Genomic DNA, 19,629 nt, shown 5'->3' with positions numbered 1-19,629 from the left:
ATTGCAATCTATTCTAGGGCATGTTTAGATTGCACTCGTAATCTAATTAAGGGCGCTGGGCGCCCGCAGCGCTGGGAGTAGGCATGGAACTGAAGGACGCGGTAGCGGTGGTCACCGGCGCCAACCGGGGGCTCGGTCGGCATCTGGCCGCCCAGCTCGTTGAGCGCGGAGCGAAGGTGTACGCGGCGGCCCGCCGCCCGGAGGCCGTGGACCTGCCGGGCGTCACCCCGCTGCGGCTTGATGTGACGGACGAGGAGTCGATCCGGGCCGCGGCCCGCACCGCGTCCGACACGACGCTGCTGGTGAACAACGCCGGCATCTCCACCGCCACGCCGCTGATCGGGGGCGGCCTGGACTCCGTGCGCAGCGAGATGGAGACGAACTTCTTCGGCCCGCTCGTCGTCACGCGGGCATTCGCCCCCGTCATCGAGGGCAACGGCGGCGGCGCCGTCCTCAACGTCCTCTCGGTCCTGTCCTGGCTGCACCCGGCCGGCCTCGGTTCCTACGCAGCCGCCAAGGCCGCGGCATGGGCGCTGACCGGCGCGGCACGAGAAGAACTGGCGCCTCGCGGCATCACCGTCTCGGCGTTGCACGTCGGCTACATGGACACCGACATGGCCGCGGGCGTTCCCGCCGATCAGAAGACAGCCCCCGCCGATGTCGCCGCACAGGCCCTGCGCGGCATCGAGGCGGGACTGCCCGAAATCCTCGCCGACGAGACCACCCGGTACGTCAGGCGGAGCCTGGCCGCTTCGCCCCACGCAGCGTGAGGCGCGCACGTACGCCACACCGCATCGACGGCCACGGAGCGGGTGAGTGCCGGCAAACCGTCGCAGTTCCCCCCGTCTCCCCCTGTCACCCCTTTAAGCAAAAACCCCGTGATGCGTTGCACGACCTGCCGGGAAGTCGGCGCCGCCGACCCGGACACCCCGTCCTCGCCACCAAGTTCGCACTGGGGGCCGCGCCGCAGCCAGGCGCCTCCAGGACGGGCAACAGCCGCACGAACATGGTCGCGTCGATGGAGGCCGGCCCCAGGCCGTCCCCTCGCGGACGAGAAACGGAAACGACGATGAAGGCTTTCCTGCTTGAGCGGTACGGCGCCGAAGCCGGGGTGCGCGCCGGCGAGACGCCCGAGCCGCAGGTGGGCGCCGACGACGTCCTGATCCGCGTCCACGCGGCGAGCGTCAACCCGCTCGACCTCAAGATCCGCGACGGAGACTTCAAGACGATCCTGCCCTACCGTCTCCCGCTGGTCCTGGGCAACGACCTCGCCGGGGTGGTGACCCGGGTCGGGCCTGCCGTCACCCGCTTCGCGGTGGGCGACGAGGTCTATACCCGGCCCGGCAAGGACCGCATCGGCACCTTCGCCGAACTCATCGCCGTCCACCAGGACGACGTGGCGATCAAACCGGCCACGCTCACCATGGAGGAGGCAGCGTCCCTTCCGCTGGTCGCCCTCACATCGTGGCAGGCGCTGGTCGAGCGGGCGCAGGTGCGGCCAGGGCAGAAGGTCCTGATCCACGCGGGTTCCGGCGGCCTCGGCACCGTAGCCGTCCAGCTGGCGAAGCACCTGGGCGCGCACGTGGCAGCCACCGCGGGCACGTCCAACGTCGACCTGGTGAAGGAACTCGGCGCGGACGTCGTCGTCGACTACAGGAAGCAGGACTTCGAGACGCTGCTCGACGGCTACGACGTCGTCCTGGACAGCCTCGGCGGCGAGACGCTGGAAAAGTCCCTGCGGGTACTCAAGCCCGGTGGGAAGGTCATCAGCGTCGCAGGCCCGCCCGACGCCGCCTTCGCCCGCGAGCTGGGCGCGAACCCGACCCTGCGACTGGCGATGAGCGCACTCAGCTTCAGGACCCGGCGCCGTGCCGGGCGCCGCGACGTGACGTACTCGTTCCTGTTCATGCAGGCCGGTGGTGACCAACTGCGCGAACTCGCGACGCTCATCGACGCCGGGAAGATCCGGCCGGTCGTCGACCGTGTCTTCCCCTTCGATCAGACCCTGGAGGCCATGGAGTACGTCGAGAACGGCCGCGCGAAGGCCGGCAAGGTCGTCATCACGATGCCATGACTCCTGTGAGCCCACCACGCCCGAGCCCGCGCCAGCGGACAACTGCCCACATGGGTGGTGCATGACCTGCTCCCGCTACAGGCCGATGCGCCGCAGCCACAGGTCTCCGCCGCAGCGGACAACGCCGCCAATACACCACCTGCGACGGGGTATTGGAGCACCAGTAGAGGTGGTCGGTAGCGGTCGAGGAGGGGTAGGCACTGTGGGCAACTTCAAGAGGTGGCTTGATCGCAGTCTTGCCGGGCAAGCCGTGCTGATTCTTCTCATCGGTATAGGTGTCGCCGCCCTCTACCGCCGGCACGAACATCCCGTTTGGTGGCTCGTGCAGGGCACCTTTTACGCCGCCGTCGCCATCATGGTGCTGGCCCTGCAGCGCCGCAGAATCAGCCGTGCGATCGGGGCCGACCCGCGCGCGCTCGCCGAGCTCAACCGCAAGATCCGGCATCGTGAGGTGCCGAGGGAGCCCGAGGAGCAGGCGACCATGCGGCGGCTGGTCACCCAGCAGCTGAGGCAAATGGAGCGTGGAGGCCGGTGGCTGCCGTACTGGCTGGGGTTCATGTGCGTGGCGGCGGTAGGCATGCTCGCTCTTGGGGCGGCCACCGGCTCATTGGTGTTCCCGATGGTCTTCGCTGTCGGTGTGATCGGGTTCTGTTTCTGGGTGCTGTGGATGCGTCGCCGCTCCATGGAACGCCTCCGCTCCATGGACTCTGCCCTACAGGCATCGAGCGGACGAACGGTGTGAGTGCGCCACGGGCCTCGTAGGTCCATGTGCGGTTCTGCACCGCACGGGCCGGAGCCTCTGCCGCGACCACGGCAGCACAGCGTCCAAGGCCCCACGCGGGCTGCAGCTTCCCCTGAGCGCACCTCACCCTCACCTTGGCTTGAGCTCGGCTCGGCTCGGGGCTCGCCTCCCGTATCGCAATCGTCGAATATGCCGCTCAGGCCGTCGAACGAGCAAGCCTGTCATGTCCATTGACAGGGTGTGGCGTCCACTGCTTCATTGAGGTTGCACCGCGTTGGGAGCGCTCCCATGCCGCTACCGGCGGGGGGCGCCACCAAGCTCCCCATCCGCACTCTCGTCTCAGGGAGACCGCACGTGACGCACCAGGGGCCAGCGCGAGGTCGAGGTGGTCGGCCAGACGGTCCGACTGGTCGGCCTTCGACGAGACCGACTACTACAGCCGCTCGGCGGTCACCGCGTACGCCGATGCCCCGGCCATCCCGGCGTACATCGGCAGCACGCTCACCTGGGGTGCTCCACCGTCTTGAGCTGCGCACCCCTTCCCCCTCCCCCAGGCCCCTGTCCGTCCGGCCGGCCGCCGTACCGGCCGGGCGGACAGGCCCATCGGCTCGACCCGGCCGCAGGGCCCTCCGAGCGTTGGCAGGCAGCCTTCGAGGGGAAAAACGCCCATACCAACAGAGGGGTGTTACGTACTTCGGCTGCGGCAAGTGCGCGTAGCGGGGGTACGAGTTGAGCAGCCTCGCGACGCCCGGACCGTTGGATTCCTCATCGAGGAGGATCTCTTCGTGGCGGCTGATGTGCACGCGTTGACGGGCCGCGTCGGCCTCGACGACGACACGCACGCGTCCGCGACTGTGCACGCCGATCGTAGTGGCCAGTGGGCCGGCAATACGATCCGGCTCACCCGATGTGAACAATGAACCGGACCATTGCACGTTGGAAAGCAGCACGATCGCATTACGGCGAATTTTCGCGACCGCCTCGAAAAGCGGCTCCCGCCCTCGGGAATTGCTGATGTCGACGTCGAACTCCGCCAGGAGCCTGCGGGCCACCTCTTCCATGGCCAGGCCACGGCAGTCCACCGCCAAGCAGCACAGGGAGAACCGATCCACGTTGCCGGGCCCCGGGGCGAATCAGCCTACGCCGCCGTTCTGGGCAGCCTTCAGCCCGTACCCTGGTGCGCTCACCACGGAATAGGGGCATGTCGTCATCGCGACACTTCTTGGCTTCCTGGGGCGCCCGCTTCCCGCCCGCTCCTCTGTCGACCCTCCTGACCTCGATTCCAGCGTTGGCAGGGGATCCCTTGTGTTCGGAGGCAGCGACCAGGCGGGCCATTACCGGGACGATGCTGCCGCCGGCCGAGGCCGGCAGCAGCAGTTCCTGTTCGGTCACACAGTGCCTAGGCCACCGTGCAGGCGACCCCGTTGAGACTGAACTGCGTCGGCTTGGTGAAGGTGCCCGTGTACGTGCCCTGGAAGCCGAAGGACTGGCTGCCGTTGGCGGCGATGCGGGCGTTGGACGCGGTGTTGGTCGCGGTCACCGTGCCCGAGGAAGGGGTGATGGAGGCGTTCCAGGCGCTGCCGACGGTCTGACCCGCCGGCAGGGTGAAGGCCAGCTTCCATCCGTCGACGGGCGTCGCCGCGATGTTGGTGACGGTCACGTCGGCGGTGAAGCCGCCGGGCCAGGAGTTGGTGCCGTAGGCGATGCGGCAGGAGCCCGGCGTCGGCGTCCCCGGACCGCCCGGATCGCCGCCTCCGCCGTTCACCGTGGAGGAGAAGGACTGGACCTTGAGGCCGGCCCCGTTCTGCCAGGGTTCGAAGCCGGCCTGCACGCTGGTCAGGTACCAGGAGGGCTGAGCCATCCCACGGGCCACCGTCTCGTCGACGAAGTCCATGACGTCGAAGCTCCAGCTCGGGATCGCCGAGGGCGCGACGAAGGAGATGACGTCGTTGGAGCCGTTGCTGCCGGTCCATACCTCCCAGGTGCGACCGCCGACCGTGGCCGTGCCGGTCTTCGAGCCGATCGGCTGGATCGGACCCACGCGGTGGAACCAGATCATGATCTCCGTACGGTTGACGCCGTCCTTCTTCGGCGTCGGGTCCAGCCAGATGTCGTACGACGCGTTGTACACCGCGTCGCTGACGTAGCCGTAGGAGATGCTGCTCGGTGCGCTGCTGATCGAGCTCACTTGCATCGGCAGTGCGGTGCCGGGTGAGCAGTTCGTGTAGTGGCACCCGTTGTAGACGGAGGGGTAGGACTTGGGAGCTCCGTTGGTCGGCACGGATCCGTCGGCGCGCGTGAGCTCGAAGCCGGTCGCGGTCGCGTTCACGCACTGTGTGGCGCTGGTGCCCCAGCGGTTGTTCTGGACTACGTACCGGTTCTGGATGGTCGTGGAGCCGAACTGGTCGCAGATGAGGGTGTCGGCCTGCGCGGGGCCTGCCGTCGTGACGAGCGCGGCCAGTGACGCCAACGCCACCAACATCGTCATGAGGGCGGTACGGAACGACCTGGTACGGCGGGACAGCAGTCTCATGGTGCTCCTTCGGGAGAAGCGTACGGACGATGGGAGCGCTCCCGGAGTCGGAAGGCTGGGAGCGCTCCCACTTGCTCCGGTGGGACTGTAGGGACCTCCCGAGGCGCTGGCAAGGCGTTCGTCGGGTGTTTGCCCTGGGGCGAGTTGGCGCCGAAAAGGTGCGCCGCGCACGCGGGACACGACCACGGGTGCCGTGCAGCCGTAGCAGCGTGCCGGCCGCCCGGCTAGAAGCCATCTGGCCCCATCGGGGCCGTGCGGCGCAAGGGCCCGGCACGCCTCCCGGCAGGCGGCCGACCAGGCAACTGCCTCTGCCCCGCCGCCTTGACGGCATGTCCGGGCGCGGCCCGGTCCCCCTCTCGGCCGAGGTGGGGCGGACGCGCGACGGTCGTATTCTTTGGCCGGTTTACGTCAGGCGAGCGTGATTGACGAGAGCGCATCAAATCCCCAGAGTGAAGAGCAGGGAGAGGGCGGCGTTCCGTTTGGGAGCGCTCCCGAGGATTGCTCGGTGGCGGGGTACGGCGACCCCGCGGCAGACCGCACACCTCCCGAGGGCGCTTCCCCGCTCCACGCCCAGAACGCTCCACGCCCAGAACGCCCCATGTCCCATGCCCAGAACGCCCCACGCTTCACGCCCCACGCCCCATGCCCCACTTCTTCCCCACGCCCCGCCCGCTCAGGAGGAAATGACCATGCGCAGACCCGTGTTGCAACTGACCCTGGCCGGCCTTGCCGCCTTGGCCCTGGTGCTCGCCACCGTGGCCGTCCAGTTGACGACCTCTCGGACGGCCACAGCCGCCGCAGGCCAGACCACGGCCGTCAACGGCGGCCCCGACAGCTTCACCCAGCAGCTCCCGACCGGCGGAGCCTCGCAGTACACCACCCCGCTCGAGCGTTGTCACACCAGTCCCAGCTACCCCTTGTCCAGCGCCAACCCCATCCTCAGTGAGCCGCTGACCACCGCCTTCACCTCGAACGTCCCGCTCTCCGTCAGCGTGCGGGCCGACAGCACCACCGGGTACGGCCTCCGCGAACTGGTCTTCACCAACCGTTCGAACAAGCCGGTCCACCTCGACTGCGGCGTACTGATCTTCCGCGCTCCGTCCGGTTCGGATCAGCACCACTACGGCGCCTCCCAGGCGTTCGGGCACCCGCAGCAGGACTTCCTCGAGGTCAAGCGGGGCGACGGTACGTCGTTCTACATCGCCCGTCTCGGTTTCCACGACGTGTCGCTGCCCCAGCGCGGCATCGACCCCGGTCACACCTGGGTGTACAAGCTCGGCGGGCCCAACCAGGGCGCGGTGAGCCTGGAGACCACACGCGACTCCGTCCGCTTCACCGCCGATCTGAACGTCTCCGCCAACACCGACCTGGTGAAGAAGTACGGCACCGTCCGCTACGCCAACTGACCCCGACCGCCGCGAGGGCCGGGCGGCTGCTGCCCCCGGTCCTCGCAGCCCGTTGCCAGGGAGACTCCCCATGCGCGCCCCCCGCGCTCACCTGCTGAGGCTCTTCTCGGTGATCGCAGCACTGATCGCCGTTGCGCTGGTCAGCCGCGCCCAGGACACCGCCGGCTCGCCGGCCTCCGGCGGAGCCGCGCCGGACGTGACGGCTCCGGCGCGCGAGGTTGCCCTGTCCGCCGCACGAACCCACCTGGGACTGCTCTCGGGCGGCGACTGGGGCGCGGCATGGGACGGCTGGAGCAGCGGCGCCCAACGCCACGTCCCCCGGGACACCTACGTCCGTACACACCGCGTCTGCCACCCGCTGCTCGCGGTGCCGTTGCAAACCGTACGTGCGCACGCGCTCGACCGGCGTACGGTCGAGATCGGCTGGCAGGGCGGTGGCGACTCCGGAACGTTGCGCATGGTGTCCGAGCGGGGCGAGTGGCGTGTCGCACCCGCCCCGGCGCAACTGCGTCCGTACGAGAACGGGCGGGAAGCGGCGGTCTCCGCACTGCGCCGCCGTGGTGAATGCGACGCTCGTCAGGCCGAGGCGCGCCGCACCAGCCTGGTGCGAAGGATGACATGACGCCAGGCGTCGCTGCGGTCGGCGATGTCCTCCAGCAGCAGACGCACCATGGCACGGCCCATCTCCTCCACCGGCTGGCGGACGGTGGTGAGCTGGGGATCGGTGTGCTGCGCGAGCGGCGAGTCGTCGAACCCCACTACGGCCACGTCCTCGGGAACCCGACGGCCCGCCGCTCGCAGGGTGTGCAGGGCGCCCGCCGCCATGGTGTCCGACGCGGCGAATACCGCGTCCAGATCCGGATGGCGGTCCAGCAGTTCGGCCGTGGCCAGGCGCCCCCGCTGCTCGGTGAAGTCCCCCTGGGCGATCCACGACGGATCCACCGCGCCGAACGCGTTGCGGATCTCCTCCTGGTAGCCGCGCAGCCGGCACTGCGCGACGTACATGTCCGGCGGGCCGGTCACCGTGGCGATGGCCCGCCGCCCCGTGTCCAGCAGGTGGCGGACCGCCGATCTGGCACCGCCCACGTTGTCGGAGTCGACGTACGACACCGACTCGTCGCTGGAGCGCCGGCCGCTGAGTACGGTCGGCAGCTCAAGTTCGGCGAGCATGTCGGGCAGCGGGTCGTCACCGTGTACGGACACCATCAGCACCCCGTCCACCCGGCCGGCGCGCGCGTACTGGACGAACCGCTGCCGTTCCTTCTCGGTGCGCACCAGCGTGAGCAGCAACTGGATCTCGGTGTCGGCGAGTCCGGCGCCGACGGCGCGGATGATGTCGGAGAAGAACGGCTCCTCGAAGAAGCGCCGCTCCGTCTCGGGGATCACCAGTGCCACCGCGTCGGTGCGGCTGCCGGCCAGGGCGCGGGCGGCCTGGTTGGGAACGTAACCCAGTTCGGCGATCGCCCGTTCCACCATCAGGCGGGTCTTGGCCTTGACCCCGGGCGCGTTGTTGATGACACGGGAGACCGTGCCTCGCCCGACACCCGCGAACGCGGCTACTTCCTCGAGCGTGGGCGGGCCAGTTCGTCCGTTCGTCACCATCGTGCGCGACCTCCAGGGATAGCCGGTCCTCCGGCGCCTGTTGGCAGAGGACAGGCATATCGAATCATCGGAACACCCCCGCCCCAACCGGTTGATCACATTGATCGGCCGCGCCCCGCCTGAGAGCGGCGTGCCGAGGAGGAGGATCGTCGCGCCCCGCTCCCCACGGTGCCCGCCGCCCTCACGCCCACCGCCCTCTGTCGGCCCCCCGGGCAGGCCTGCAAGAGGACACATCGACCCCGGCAGATACGTTGATCGCTGTACGGTCTGCATGACAGCGCCACGTCTCAGGCTCCCGACGGGGGTCCGGAGGCCGGGTCGACACGACGTAATCAGCAAGGGGTTGTGCGAAGTGATTGGCATGGAGGATGTCGAGGCGGCGGCGCGGCAGATCGCCGGACATGTGGTGCGTACGCCGACGGTGGCCAGCCCGGGACTGTCCGCGCTGCTCGGCGTGCCCGTCACCGCGAAACTCGAACTGTTGCAGCGCACCGGCTCGTTCAAGGCGCGCGGCGCGACGGCGAAGCTGCTCTCGCTCGACGAGACCGAACGTGCGTCGGGGGTGGTCGCGGTGAGCGGGGGAAACCACGCGATCGCTGTGGCGCTCATGGCTCAGGCCCTGGAGGTCAAGGCCACTGTCGTCATGCCGAAGTCGGCGCCCGCGCATGCCGTGGAAACCGCGGAGTCTGCCGGGGCGCAGGTGCACCTGACCGACACGATGGACGCTGCCTTCGCCCTCATGTCCCGGTTGCAGGCGGACGGACTGAGCCTGGTGCACCCCTTCGACGACCCCGTCGTGGTCGCGGGCCAGGGCACGGTGGGCCTGGAACTCGCCGAGGACGCGGCTGCGGCAGGCGCGGGGGGCAGTGGTGCGCTCACCGACGTGCTGGTGAGCATCGGCGGCGGCGGACTCATCGCGGGCGTCGCGACAGCGCTGCACGCACGGTTGCCCGGCGTACGGGTCTGGGGTGTGGAGACGGAGGGCGCGGAGGCCATGTCGCAGGCACTGGCCACCGGGGGCCCTCGGCAGGTCGAACTGTCGTCGATCGTGACCACGCTGAGCGCGCCGAGTGCTTCGCAGATCACGTATGACCACGTGTCCGCCCTGGTCACCGACGTGCTCGTGGTGCCGGACGCGGATGCCGTACAGGGCACGCTCGACCTGGCACATCACGCGAAGGTGTGGGCCGAGCCGGCCGCCGGCTGCCTCCTGCCGGCCGCCCGGCAGGTACTGGAGCGGGTCGGCGGCGATGCGCGGTTGGGCCTGGTGCTGTGCGGCGGGAACGCCACCACGTACGACATCTTCCGCTGGGCGGAGCGTTTCGGCCTGCGGTGACGGCTCGTACACGTCAGTCTGACCGCGCGTCGTGCTGATCGACGTCGGGGAGCGAGCCCGGGCAGGGTCGGCGAGCGAGCCCGGGCAGGGTGGCGTCTTGGGCGGCTGCCGTCGCGGTGGCGTTCCTCGGGCGGACGGACCTACGACGAGCGGGTGGCCTCAGTCGTCGCTGCCGACACCTCGATCGGGTGCGCTCATGTCCCCCGTCGCCGGAGTGCCGCCGGCGAGCCCGTAACGCAGGTACACGGTGCCCTTAGGGCTGGCCACCGGAGGCGCGAGGAGCGTGACGTTGGTGGGTACCGCGCCGTTGTCGAACACCTTCTTCCCGACGCCGAGCACGATCGGATGCACCCAGAGGTCGAGTCGGTCGAAGAGCTTCTCGCGCAGAAGGGTCTGCACCAGGTTGAGGCTCCCCACGACCCTCACGTGCTCGTGCCGGTCACGGATCTCACGCACCGACTCGGCGAGGTCGGGACCGAGCTGCGTGGAGCCGGCCCACGACAGATCTGGCCTGCCGCGAGAGGCCACGTACTTCGGAACGCTGTTGAAGAGCGTGGCGATGTCGTTGTCCTCTCCGCCCTCCTGGTGCGGCCAGAAGGCGGCGAAGATGTCGTACGTCCGCCGGCCGAGCAGAAGGGCGTCCGTGCCCTCGTACGCGGCACCGATCTGCGCCCCGGCGACCTCGTCCAGCAGGGGCGCCTGCCAGCCGCCGAACGGGAATCCCACAGGGTCCTCGTCGGGGCCGCCGGGCGCCTGCCCGACAAGGTCGAGGGTCGCGAACATCTCGATGTGAATGAGGCCCATGGCTTGCTCCCGGTGAGTCGGTTTCCTTGCCTACAAGGGACAGACCTGCGGATGCCCGCAGGCTCATCGCCGCGACGGCACGTTGTCCAGCTCCGGTGCGGGCTGTCGCCTGCCCTGTCGGCCCGTCCGAGGCCACCGGCCGCTGCTTCGGTAACGTCCACTTCCATGATCGCTCTCGATACCCTCGTCCGCCTCTGCCCACCGCCAGGCGAACCGCCACCCGCGGTGGACTGGGCACGGATCGAGCGCGGCCTGGACACGGCTCTGCCTGCTTACTACAAGCAGCTCGTCGAGACGTACGGCGCCGGCACCACGGCATGGGGTGCCTTGCCTTCCTGCTGGCCGTGCTCACAGGAACGGCGGAAACGGAGCACTTCAGCCACCTCTACGACGCGCCGAGGCAGATGAAGCACCGCTTCACGACGGCCGACCAGGCCCTCGGCGCCTCCCCGCGCTGACACCGTCCGAGGACTTTCGGCACCTCGGCCGCCGACTTCGTCGCACGCATATCGAGACATTGCCAAGTGGGGCCGGCAGCCGCTGGGTGCACGGCCGGCCAGTGTCACCGACTCGGCGCTTCTCGGGCGAAACCGGATGCGCGGCACCGTAACGCCCCAGAGGCCACCCCTTGGACGGCACTCAGGAAAGCCGACATCTGCGGGAGGTGCTCTGCAAGCCTTTCATGCGGGCTACACCTTCGTGAACAGGCAGTTTTCTTGAGTCTTCCACTACGTCTGAAAGTCGTTTCATTCGTTTGCGCAAGGCGTGCACACGTCATAAGGATGGCGTCCGTCAGGGCCTGACAGTCGTTTCCGCCATCACGCGAAAGGACGCATCTCATGGACCGCAGCCGTTCTCGAGCCCGCCTGCGCCTGGGCTTCACCGCCGTACTCGCCCTGCTCCTCGGAACCCTCGTCGCTCCGCCGGCGCTGGCCGCCCCGACCGCGGGCACGCATCAGAGCTCCGTCGTGGCCACCTTCAACGTCACCAAGTACACACAGTGGGGCCAGCAGGTCTACGTGACCGGCAACCGCCCGGAGCTCGGGTCGTGGAATCCGGACAAGGCGGTGCCGCTCTCCTCCGCCTCCTACCCGACCTGGTCGGCGACCGTGCTTCTGCCGGCGAACACCAGCGTGGAGTTCAAGTACATCGTCAAGGCGGCCAACAGCCCCGTCGTATGGGAGAGCGGCCCCAACCGCACCACGATCACCCCGCCGACGGGCACCTACATCACCCACGACACCTTCCGTAACTGACCGACCCCCCAAGGAGGGCTGGGCGGGCCCACCGCCCGGCCCTCCACGGGCGGCCCCACGATCCGCGTCACGCCCGGGAAACGGGAGAAGGTAGCCCGCCGGGCGTTGGGTTCGCAGGCTTCGGGGCGGTGACGGGGTTCGCCCCGCGTCAGTGCTTCCGCGCGTGGGTGGCCAGGAGGTAGCCGGCCTGGAAGCGGCTGTGGGCGCTCAGTTCGACCATGATGTCCGCGATGTGCCGGCGGCACGTCCGTACGGACATGCCGAGGCGCAGAGCGATGGAAGCGTCCGTCATGCCCTCCGCCAGGAGGCGGAGGATGGCCTGGCGGACGTCGTCCGCGATCTTCTTGCGGGCGCTGGAGACCAGCGAGAACGGTTCGGCCGACAGCCACAGCCGCTCGTACGTCTCCTTGATGAAGGCGACCACGTACGCCTCCCGCACAATGGCCGCGCCGCGCGGATTGCCGGGGACGGAGATGACCGCGGTCTCCTCGTCGAAGACGAGGAAGCGGCTGAACCGGTCGTCCAGCGTGCGCACTTGGGCGCCCAGCCCGGACATGCGGTCGATGTACTCTCCGGTGCCCGGGCTGAACCTGGCCGTGTGCTGGTAGAGCACACGCATCGATACGCCCCGTTCGAGGGCGGCCCGGTCCCGCGGGGCGGCCTCGGTGAGGACGTCCCCGGGTCGGGGACCGCCCGGCTGGGCGGTGAGGATCTCGTCGCGGGCCCGGTCGGTGAGGTCGGCGATGGCTCCCCGGGCGGCGGCCAGGTCGTCCAGGAGCTCGAACTGGTTGCGCCTGCGCCGTGACGACTGGGCCGTTTCGAAGACGGGCAGGAAGGACATGACCGATTCGCGGGCCTCCTCGATGGCGGCCCTGCGGACCCGGATCTCCCGTTCGAGTGGGCTGACGATCCCGGCCACGGCCTCCTCCGGCGCCACCGCGCGCAGTTCGCCGTCCCGGCGGCCGCGGAGAAGTCCCATTTCGAGCAGCCGCTCCACGGCGGCGTCGGCGAGCGCGTCCGGAAGACCGGCTTCCGCGGCAGCCGCCGATGCCGTGAAGGTCCGTCCGACACTGTGATCCAGTGCATACTCATACACTCGCCGCAGTGTGGTCTGGTCCAAATCCTCAATCACCTTGCACTACCTCGCCCCCGGATGTCCGCTATGCGGAAGTGTCAGCATGCTGCCACGCAACATGATGATCCACTAAATCATCCTTTCTGGCATGCGGACTCTGGCATGGTCATTCACCTCGCCCCCATAGATGCAAGGGAGCTTCCGTGGCGGCCGGTTGAACAACGATCCACGCACAGAAGAAGGCGGCCCATGAAGCTCTTGCACAAGGCAGTTCTGCTCGGATGGGCCCTGGCCGTCGCCGCGGGCGCCGTGATCGGCGCAGGCGAGGTCACACCTGCCGGTACGGGCACGAGCGGCGCCTCCAGACACGACACCGGCTGGGGCTGATCGGGCGGGCTTCTCCCCCGCCGCCTTCCCCGGCCCTCTCCCTGCCCGCCCGGCGCGACCGCGTGTCCACACCGCCCGCGCCGGAAGCCGGCCTCGGAGACCTCACACGTCCCCCGAACCGACGGGGTGCGCCCCTCAGCGGCAACCGTCGCCTTGTCGGCGCGCCCTCTCATCGGGATCCAGCGAACAGGTGACCCCACGCATGATTCTTACCGGGACCGAAATCGAGCGGGAACGCGCGAACGGTCGCATCACCATCGAGCCCTTCACGCCGGAGCAGGTCAACCCCAACAGTTACAACTTCCGTCTGGGCAAGGCCCTCCGCGTGTACCAGGACATGCCGCTCGACGCCCGGCGCACCAACGACTTCGAGGAAATCGAGATCCCGGACGACGGATACGTCCTGGAACCCGGCCGCCTGTACCTGGCACACACCATCGAGACGCTCGGCAGCGAGCACTACGCCCCCACCTTCGCGGCGCGTTCCTCGGTGGCCCGGCTCGGCCTGTTCATCAACCTGTCCGCCAGCCTCGGTGACATCGGCTACACCGGTCAGTGGACCCTCCAGCTCTACAGCATGAACCGCGTGCGAGTGTACCCGGGCATCAACATCGGCCAGATGATGTGGTGGCGCCCACAGGGTGAGATCGTCCTGTACGACGGCAAGTACCAGGGCTCCGTCGGCCCCCGTTCCAGCGACATCCACGTCGACTTCGACAAGCAGTTCGCCCGTCAGCGGTTCCCCGGCCTCGGCGCCACCTTCGAACCGGACGAGGTGGGTCCCAAGTTCGCCCAGCTCAGCGTCTCCAGCCGGGAGTTCCGTGTTCCGAGCGCCTTCTGCGTCACAGCGGGCGAGTTCGCGGACGCCCTCACCGACGAGCAGAACGCGGACTTCGCCGACGCCTTCGCCGACCTCAAGGCCACCGTCGGCGCCTTCTTCAAGGACACCGTCGCGCGCATCCAGAAGACCGGCGCCGAGATCCGTGTGCCCGAGCAGGCCCGCGCCCTTCTCGCCGCCCGGCTGAGCGAGCTGTTCGGCGGCTCGGACGTGGAGCTCGCGGTGCGCTCCTCCGGCCTGGACGAGGACACCGAGGGCTCAAGCCTCGCCGGTGTGCACCAGTCCGTCCTCGGTGTGCGGGGCACCGACGCGGTCGTCGAAGCCATCGAGCAGTGCTGGCGCTCGTACTACGAGGCTCCGGCGGTCGCCGCCCGGATCCGCGCCGGGAACTTCGCCGCGGCCCCCCGCCTCGCGGTGATCGTGCAGCGCCTGGTCCGGCCGACGCTGGCCGGAGTGGCCTTCACCGGGCTCGACGGCACCGACGACGACCGCGTGTCCGTCGAGTACGTCGAGGGGCTCGCGGACGAACTGGTGGCCGGTGTCGCCGTTCCCCGCCGCACCGACTCGGCCGAGGTGGACGCCGGGCAGACCCAGGAGGCTGCGGCGGAACACTCCGTCCTCGTCGAGGTCGTGGACCTGGTGCGGCGGCTGCGCGAGAGCCGCGGCCACGACGTCGACGTCGAGTGGGCCGCCGACGCCGAGGGCGTCCATCTCGTGCAGGTCCGGCCGCTGACCGCCGCCCGTGAGGCGTCCGCCACCGCCGCGGACCCGGTCGCCGAGGCGCACCGCCTGTACGTCGACGAACTGCCCGCCGGGTTCAACCTCGGTGCGGTGGCCGCCGTCTACAGCGGTTACACCGCCAAGCGCGGCCCGGCCCACCGGATGGCCCACGAGCACGGGGTGTCCACCGGGGCCGGCTGGGTCGTCCGCTTCAACGGGCGTGGGCTGCACGGGGATTCGGGTTCCGCGTTCCTGCGCCGGACCCTGGCCGGTGGCACCGACGAGTGCGTGCTGGACTTCGGTGAAACCCTGCGCCAGATCGTCGTGCCCAAGGAGGAGGTGCTCGGCCAGCTCGCCGTCACCTCCGGCGTGACCGAGGACGGCACCACCCTGCACACCGTGGTCGTACGCGACTTCATCCGCGGCGAACTCGGTGTGATCTCCCGCCGGGCGGGCGAGGCCGGCCTGGTCGTCGAGTACACGGACGAGGGCCTGATGGCCCTGAACCGCGGCACCGCCGGCGGCGAGACGATCGTCGTCCAGGACGTGCGCGCGGGCTACGAGGAAGGGGACAACGCGAGCTTCCCGGCCACCGGAGCCGTCCTGCGCCCGCACATGGACGAGATCGCACGCCTCACCGCCGCCATGCACGCCAAGCACGGGCCGGTGACGCTGGAGTGGGTCCTCGACCGGGGCACTCTCTACTTCGTCGACTATTCGGTCCTCGGCGGGGACGACACCGTCACCGTCGCCCACGGCGAGGTCTGCATCTCCCCGGGCACGGCCCGTGGGCCGCTGCTGCGGCTCGACGAGGACGCGCTGCTGCGCCGGCTCTCCATCGGCCCGGCCGTGAGCATCGACAAGTCCAAGGACGTCAGCGAGCACGAGGGCCTGGCCCGGATCCTCGACCTGGTCGCGTCCTACGAGGAGAAGCCGGTCATCAGCGCCTCCCGGCCGTACGCCGTGCTCTCGGTCCTCATCGAGCACGTCGCCGGCTTCGTCTTCGACCAGGGATCGGCACTCGGGCACCTGGCGATCCTGTTGCGCGAGGCCGGGGTTCCCGCGGTGAGCGCCCCGGGGATCAGCGGAGCCGAAGCAGTGATCAGCGATGGCACGGTCGCCACGACCGGCGGCAAGGGAGAATGAACGTGAGCGACACCCACGCACCCAAGGCGCCGGCGGCGCACGGACCCGATCGTCGCGCCTGGCTGGCCCTGGGCGGGATCCACCTGCTCAACGGCACGGCCCCGCTGTCGGGCTCCGACGCGATCGTCCTCGTGGAGCTCGACGCCCCGGTGGAGCAGCCCTTTCCCAGCAACACGGTCGTGCTGCGCTGGGACCGCCTCGGCGCGCTGGAGCTGTCGGCCCGCACGGTCGACGGGACCCGCCGGCACAGCGTAAAGGCCCGTGGCGACGAACTCTTCCCCGGCATGCTGGCCGGATCCGGGCTGCGCGCCGCCGTCACCGCGGTCACCGGTGACGCGTCCGGTCCGCTGGTGCCGCTGTTCTACGTGACGGCGGACGGCGAGCGGGCCCACGTGCACAGCCAGGTCCGCTTCCTCGCCGACGACGCCTGCTTCATCCGGATCACACCGGAGCCGGTGGCGACTTCGCAGGTCGAGGACCTGGGCTGGCTGGCCGAGGCCGTGCGTCTGCACGCGGAGCAGTTCCTCTTCCTCAACAACCACCAGCGCTACTACCGCAAGTGCTTCGGCGGCAAGGAGCTGGAGTACAAGTACACGCTCACCCCGCCCGTCGACTCCTGGACGCTGACGGTCGAGCTGTACCAGGACCTGCTGGCCGGCGGGCTGCCGGGATACCTCATGGAGTACCGGGACGAGTTCCAGGCCTGGGACTACCTGAACCACCTCTTCGAGGTCACCGGTCCCGAGGAGGACCGCGGCTACGTCTCCTTCATCCCCACCACCGACGGCAAGCACCTGCTGAAGCGCAAGTGGTACGCGCAGGACGCCTTCGAGCGACGCGAGAGCCACACGTACGGCCTCGACCTCGCCGACGACGGCCGCTTCGAGGAGTACATCCGCGAGGAGCTGAAGGTGCGGGCCGTGCGCCTGCCGTCCTTCCGCCGGGTCCGCTACGACGTCAACTTCGAGTCGGTGCGCACCGGACACGTCTACGGGATCTTCTTCGACCACTGCAGCCTGGTCGAGGCCCGCGAGGTGACGCTCAACCAGTGCGAGCTGGAGTACCTGCGCAGCCGCGTCGCCGTTGAGCCGGACGAAGCCGAAGTGCTGGCGGAGATGACCGAGATCGTCGCCTGGCTGGAGGCGTTCCTGCGGGCGCGCGGTCTCAGCGACGAGCGCGGCTTCTACTCCAAGCGGACCTTCCTCAAGGACGCCGTGGCCGCCCGTCCCGAGTTGGCCCGGACGGTGGGCCGATGACGGACTCCCCCGTGCGCGCGGTCCTGCTCGACCTCGAAGGCACCCTGTACGCGAGGGGAGCCGTCGTCGAGGGCGCGGTGGAAGCGGTGGCAGCCCTGCGTGACCTGGGCATCGGGCTGCGGTTTTTGACCAACACCGACTCCAAGCCGGCGGACCGGATTCGGGGCGAACTCGTCGAGTACGGGCTCACCGTGGCCGCCGACGAGCTGTTCACGCCGGTGGTGGCGGCGGCGCGGCTGCTCAGCGCGGCCGGAGCCCGCACGTATCCGCTGGTCTCGCGCGAGCTGCGCGCCGCGCTGCCCACACTGGTCGCCGAGCCCCCGTACAGCCATGTGCTGATCGGTGACTGCCGGGACACGCTGGACTACGCGGCGCTCGACGGGGCCTTCCGGGCGGTGCGGGACGGGGCCGAGCTGCTCGCGCTCCAGACCGGCCGCTACTTCAAGCGGGCCGACGGGGACCATCTGGACACCGGCGCGGTCGTGGCGGCCGTGGCGTACGCGTCGGGAGCCACCGCCCGGGTGCTGGGGAAGCCGTCCGCCGACTTCTTCGCCCTCGCGGCACACTCCCTGGACGTGCCGGTCGAGGAGTGCGTGGTGGTCGGCGACGACGCCACCACCGACATCGCCGGCGGTCTGGCCGCAGGACTGCGGACCGTGCAGGTACGGACCGGCAAGTACGCGGACCAGCGGGCCGAAGGGCTCACCGGCCGGGCCGCCCACGAGATCGAGTCCGTCGCCGAACTGCCCCGGCTGATGCGCGGACTGGTCGGCCCATGACGGTGTACTGGGTGGTGTGGGACGCCGGGGCGCACTGGGTCGTGGACCGGCTGGAGCGGGAGGGCGCGCTGCCCTCGGTCAGCCGGATGCGCCGGCGGGGTACGTTCGCGAGTGCCCGGCCGGCGCACCCCAACTGCCAGACCCCGCCGTCGCTGGCGACCCTGTTCACGGGGACCTGGCCCAGTGAGCACCGGGTGACGGGGTACACCGTGCCCGGTGCGGGCGAGGGTCTCGCCAGCCATGTCAGCGGGTTCGCACCCGGGTTCCCGGCGGCCGAGCCGGTCTGGGAGACGCTTTCGGAACACGACCTGACCAGTGCCCTGGTGCACGTCCCGTGGGTCTTCGACCACGAGGACAGGGTCGGCCCGCACATCGACGGGGCGGTGGAGGCGTACAGCCGCCGTTCGACCCGACACGGCGTGCAGGTCGTCGAGGCCGGAACCGGGCGCCAGGACTGGCAGATCGGCGCGTTCCGCACCGAGGTCGAGGTCGGCGACGACCAGGTCCGGGTGGGGGTCGGCGCCGACGGCGTCCTGCTCGTACCCGGCGGTGACTGGCGGCCACTGCGGCTGGACGCGGAGCAGGGCACGTGGGTCCGCTGCGTTCCGGTCGGGGGCCGGCTGCTGCTGGTGCACACCGGTGTGTGGCGGCCGCGCGTCGCCGGGCGCAATCGCGGGTCGCTGCGCCGGCTCACCGAGTGCCCGCCCTTCGCCGGCGAGGGTGTGGGCCCGCTCTACCGCAAGGGGGTGTTCGGCCCCCGGCTCGCGGAGGGTGGTGACGGCGGCGCCGAGGAGGTGTTCCTCTCCTCGGTGCGGTGCGTGGCCCGTTCGTTCGCCGCCGCGACCGACGCCGTGCTGGAGACGCACGACGCCGATCTGGTGGTGGTCTACCTGCCGATGACGGACGACGTGGGCCATGAGCTGCTGGGGTGGTGCGACGAGCGCAGCGGTGCCTACCGCGCGGACATCGCCGAGACCGTGTGGTCGTACGTCCGCCGCTGCTACGAGTGGTCCGACGCGGTGCTGGGCCGGGTCCTCGACCGGGCCGGGGCCGAGGACACCGTGGTGCTCGGCGCGGACCACGGCATGGTCGGCAGCACCCATCTGGTGCACCTGAACGACGCGTTGGTGCGCGCCGGCCTTGCCCGGACCCGTCCGGGCGGCGAGCTCGACGCCGAGCGGTCGGAGGTCTTCTACCATCCGGCGAACAACGGCTCCCTGTGGGCGGGTCCGGCTGCGGCCGGTGATCCGGTACGGGCCCGCACGGCCATGGCGCGGGCCTTCGCGGCCCTGAGCGCCCTCACCGACCCGGACACGGGCCGGCCCGTGGTGTCCGGCTTCCTGGACCGGGACGGTCTGCACCCCGCCGACCTCGACGCCGACCCCACGCTCGCCTACGTGGCACTCACCGACGACTACCAGCCGACCGCCGAGCTGCTGGGCGAGGGCGCGGTGGTACGGCGGGTTCCCAAGACCGGGGCCCATGTCGTCTACACGGGCGACAGCCGGCTCCATGCCGTCCACGCGGCCCTCGGCCCGGGCATCGAGGCCGGTCAGGAGGCGGGCGTCATCGACAACACCTGGCCGGCGGCGCTGGTCCTCGGCCGGCTCGGCGTGGACCGGGACACGGCGGGCCCGTACGCCGGTACATCCGATTCCACCGACGAAAGTTGATC

At 70.0% G+C, this 19,629-nt stretch carries 17 protein-coding genes; 13 read left to right on the top strand and 4 right to left on the bottom strand.

Annotated elements, in window-relative coordinates; genetic code table 11:
* Positions 1-83: 83 nt before the first annotated feature.
* The 3 genes from ACWGH0_RS03485 (at position 84) to ACWGH0_RS03475 (ending at position 2,816) form a co-directional block, all read left to right on the top strand.
* Positions 84-770, top strand: a complete 687-nt coding sequence (locus ACWGH0_RS03485; RefSeq protein WP_453402440.1) for an SDR family oxidoreductase — start codon at positions 84-86, stop codon at positions 768-770.
* A gap of 299 nt (positions 771-1,069) precedes the next feature.
* Positions 1,070-2,074, top strand: a complete 1,005-nt coding sequence (locus ACWGH0_RS03480) for an NADP-dependent oxidoreductase (RefSeq protein ID WP_453402439.1) — start codon at positions 1,070-1,072, stop codon at positions 2,072-2,074.
* Positions 2,075-2,276: 202 nt separating this feature from the next.
* Complete coding sequence (locus tag ACWGH0_RS03475; protein WP_453402438.1) at positions 2,277-2,816, top strand: hypothetical protein; 540 nt, start codon at positions 2,277-2,279, stop codon at positions 2,814-2,816.
* A 1,399-nt stretch (positions 2,817-4,215) separates the two neighbouring features.
* On the opposite strand, the gene ACWGH0_RS03470 is transcribed toward ACWGH0_RS03475, so the two are convergent.
* Entirely contained in the window at positions 4,216-5,349 is a 1,134-nt protein-coding gene (locus ACWGH0_RS03470; RefSeq protein WP_453402437.1) for a GH12 family glycosyl hydrolase domain-containing protein, read from the bottom strand.
* 689 nt (positions 5,350-6,038) lie between these two features.
* On the opposite strand from ACWGH0_RS03470, the gene ACWGH0_RS03465 reads away from it, so the two are divergent.
* Positions 6,039-6,755 (top strand): hypothetical protein, encoded by a 717-nt coding sequence (locus tag ACWGH0_RS03465; RefSeq protein WP_453402436.1) that lies wholly within the window; start codon positions 6,039-6,041, stop codon positions 6,753-6,755.
* 70 nt (positions 6,756-6,825) lie between these two features.
* Positions 6,826-7,377 (top strand): hypothetical protein, encoded by a 552-nt coding sequence (locus ACWGH0_RS03460; RefSeq protein ID WP_453402435.1) that lies wholly within the window; start codon positions 6,826-6,828, stop codon positions 7,375-7,377.
* On the opposite strand, the gene ACWGH0_RS03455 is transcribed toward ACWGH0_RS03460, so the two are convergent.
* Positions 7,332-8,357 carry a LacI family DNA-binding transcriptional regulator gene (locus ACWGH0_RS03455; RefSeq protein WP_453402434.1) on the bottom strand — a complete coding sequence of 342 codons (1,026 nt, stop codon included), beginning with the start codon at positions 8,355-8,357 and terminating at the stop codon, positions 7,332-7,334. The two genes, ACWGH0_RS03460 and ACWGH0_RS03455, sit on opposite strands and share 46 nt — an antisense overlap.
* Before the next feature lie 361 nt (positions 8,358-8,718).
* Between ACWGH0_RS03455 and ACWGH0_RS03450 the strand changes: the two genes are divergently transcribed.
* Positions 8,719-9,693 carry a threonine/serine dehydratase gene (locus tag ACWGH0_RS03450; protein ID WP_453402433.1) on the top strand — a complete coding sequence of 325 codons (975 nt, stop codon included), beginning with the start codon at positions 8,719-8,721 and terminating at the stop codon, positions 9,691-9,693.
* Between the two features lie 159 nt (positions 9,694-9,852).
* Here ACWGH0_RS03450 and ACWGH0_RS03445 read toward each other — a convergent pair whose 3' ends face one another.
* Positions 9,853-10,497: a dihydrofolate reductase family protein gene (locus tag ACWGH0_RS03445; RefSeq protein ID WP_453402432.1), complete on the bottom strand. Its 645-nt coding sequence runs from the start codon at positions 10,495-10,497 to the stop codon at positions 9,853-9,855.
* 317 nt (positions 10,498-10,814) lie between these two features.
* Between ACWGH0_RS03445 and ACWGH0_RS03440 the strand changes: the two genes are divergently transcribed.
* Together ACWGH0_RS03440 and ACWGH0_RS03435 are read left to right on the top strand one after the other, a co-directional pair.
* Positions 10,815-10,955 (top strand): hypothetical protein, encoded by a 141-nt coding sequence (locus tag ACWGH0_RS03440; protein WP_453402431.1) that lies wholly within the window; start codon positions 10,815-10,817, stop codon positions 10,953-10,955.
* Between the two features lie 381 nt (positions 10,956-11,336).
* A complete protein-coding gene (locus ACWGH0_RS03435) occupies positions 11,337-11,753 on the top strand; it encodes a carbohydrate-binding module family 20 domain-containing protein (RefSeq protein WP_453402430.1) in 417 nt (138 codons plus the stop codon).
* Between the two features lie 148 nt (positions 11,754-11,901).
* On the opposite strand, the gene ACWGH0_RS03430 is transcribed toward ACWGH0_RS03435, so the two are convergent.
* Positions 11,902-12,849, bottom strand: coding sequence for a LuxR C-terminal-related transcriptional regulator (locus ACWGH0_RS03430; protein WP_453402429.1), 948 nt, complete (start codon positions 12,847-12,849; stop codon positions 11,902-11,904).
* A 228-nt stretch (positions 12,850-13,077) separates the two neighbouring features.
* Here ACWGH0_RS03430 and ACWGH0_RS03425 point away from each other — a divergent pair, with 228 nt between their 5' ends.
* From ACWGH0_RS03425 to ACWGH0_RS03405, 5 genes are all read left to right on the top strand, one after another.
* On the top strand, positions 13,078-13,215 hold the full coding sequence (locus ACWGH0_RS03425) for a hypothetical protein (protein ID WP_453402428.1): 138 nt from the start codon (positions 13,078-13,080) through the stop codon (positions 13,213-13,215).
* A gap of 202 nt (positions 13,216-13,417) precedes the next feature.
* Positions 13,418-15,919 (top strand): dCTP deaminase domain-containing protein, encoded by a 2,502-nt coding sequence (locus ACWGH0_RS03420; protein ID WP_453402427.1) that lies wholly within the window; start codon positions 13,418-13,420, stop codon positions 15,917-15,919.
* A gap of 2 nt (positions 15,920-15,921) precedes the next feature.
* Positions 15,922-17,175 (top strand): hypothetical protein, encoded by a 1,254-nt coding sequence (locus ACWGH0_RS03415; RefSeq protein WP_453402426.1) that lies wholly within the window; start codon positions 15,922-15,924, stop codon positions 17,173-17,175.
* Positions 17,172-17,954 carry an HAD-IIA family hydrolase gene (locus ACWGH0_RS03410; RefSeq protein ID WP_453402425.1) on the top strand — a complete coding sequence of 261 codons (783 nt, stop codon included), beginning with the start codon at positions 17,172-17,174 and terminating at the stop codon, positions 17,952-17,954. The genes ACWGH0_RS03415 and ACWGH0_RS03410 overlap by 4 nt, the downstream gene beginning before the upstream one ends.
* A complete protein-coding gene (locus ACWGH0_RS03405) occupies positions 17,951-19,627 on the top strand; it encodes an alkaline phosphatase family protein (RefSeq protein ID WP_453402424.1) in 1,677 nt (558 codons plus the stop codon). Before ACWGH0_RS03410 ends, ACWGH0_RS03405 begins: the two co-directional genes overlap by 4 nt.
* Positions 19,628-19,629 lie beyond the last annotated feature (2 nt).

Source organism: Streptomyces sp. NPDC054887 (assembly GCF_053610585.1).
This window is presented reverse-complemented; position numbering and strand designations above follow the sequence as displayed.

Excerpts from the sequence above, each read along its gene's own strand:
- ACWGH0_RS03405 (WP_453402424.1), top strand. The coding sequence starts at position 17,951 with ATGACGGTGTACTGGGTGGTGTGGGACGCCGGGGCGCACTGGGTCGTG.
- ACWGH0_RS03435 (WP_453402430.1), top strand. The coding sequence starts at position 11,337 with ATGGACCGCAGCCGTTCTCGAGCCCGCCTGCGCCTGGGCTTCACCGCC.
- ACWGH0_RS03485 (WP_453402440.1), top strand. The coding sequence starts at position 84 with ATGGAACTGAAGGACGCGGTAGCGGTGGTCACCGGCGCCAACCGGGGG.
- ACWGH0_RS03470 (WP_453402437.1), bottom strand. The coding sequence starts at position 5,349 with ATGAGACTGCTGTCCCGCCGTACCAGGTCGTTCCGTACCGCCCTCATG.
- ACWGH0_RS03455 (WP_453402434.1), bottom strand. The coding sequence starts at position 8,357 with ATGGTGACGAACGGACGAACTGGCCCGCCCACGCTCGAGGAAGTAGCC.
- ACWGH0_RS03450 (WP_453402433.1), top strand. The coding sequence starts at position 8,719 with ATGGAGGATGTCGAGGCGGCGGCGCGGCAGATCGCCGGACATGTGGTG.
- ACWGH0_RS03465 (WP_453402436.1), top strand. The coding sequence starts at position 6,039 with ATGCGCAGACCCGTGTTGCAACTGACCCTGGCCGGCCTTGCCGCCTTG.
- ACWGH0_RS03480 (WP_453402439.1), top strand. The coding sequence starts at position 1,070 with ATGAAGGCTTTCCTGCTTGAGCGGTACGGCGCCGAAGCCGGGGTGCGC.
- ACWGH0_RS03410 (WP_453402425.1), top strand. The coding sequence starts at position 17,172 with ATGACGGACTCCCCCGTGCGCGCGGTCCTGCTCGACCTCGAAGGCACC.
- ACWGH0_RS03440 (WP_453402431.1), top strand. The coding sequence starts at position 10,815 with ATGGGGTGCCTTGCCTTCCTGCTGGCCGTGCTCACAGGAACGGCGGAA.
- ACWGH0_RS03425 (WP_453402428.1), top strand. The coding sequence starts at position 13,078 with ATGAAGCTCTTGCACAAGGCAGTTCTGCTCGGATGGGCCCTGGCCGTC.
- ACWGH0_RS03460 (WP_453402435.1), top strand. The coding sequence starts at position 6,826 with ATGCGCGCCCCCCGCGCTCACCTGCTGAGGCTCTTCTCGGTGATCGCA.
- ACWGH0_RS03445 (WP_453402432.1), bottom strand. The coding sequence starts at position 10,497 with ATGGGCCTCATTCACATCGAGATGTTCGCGACCCTCGACCTTGTCGGG.
- ACWGH0_RS03420 (WP_453402427.1), top strand. The coding sequence starts at position 13,418 with ATGATTCTTACCGGGACCGAAATCGAGCGGGAACGCGCGAACGGTCGC.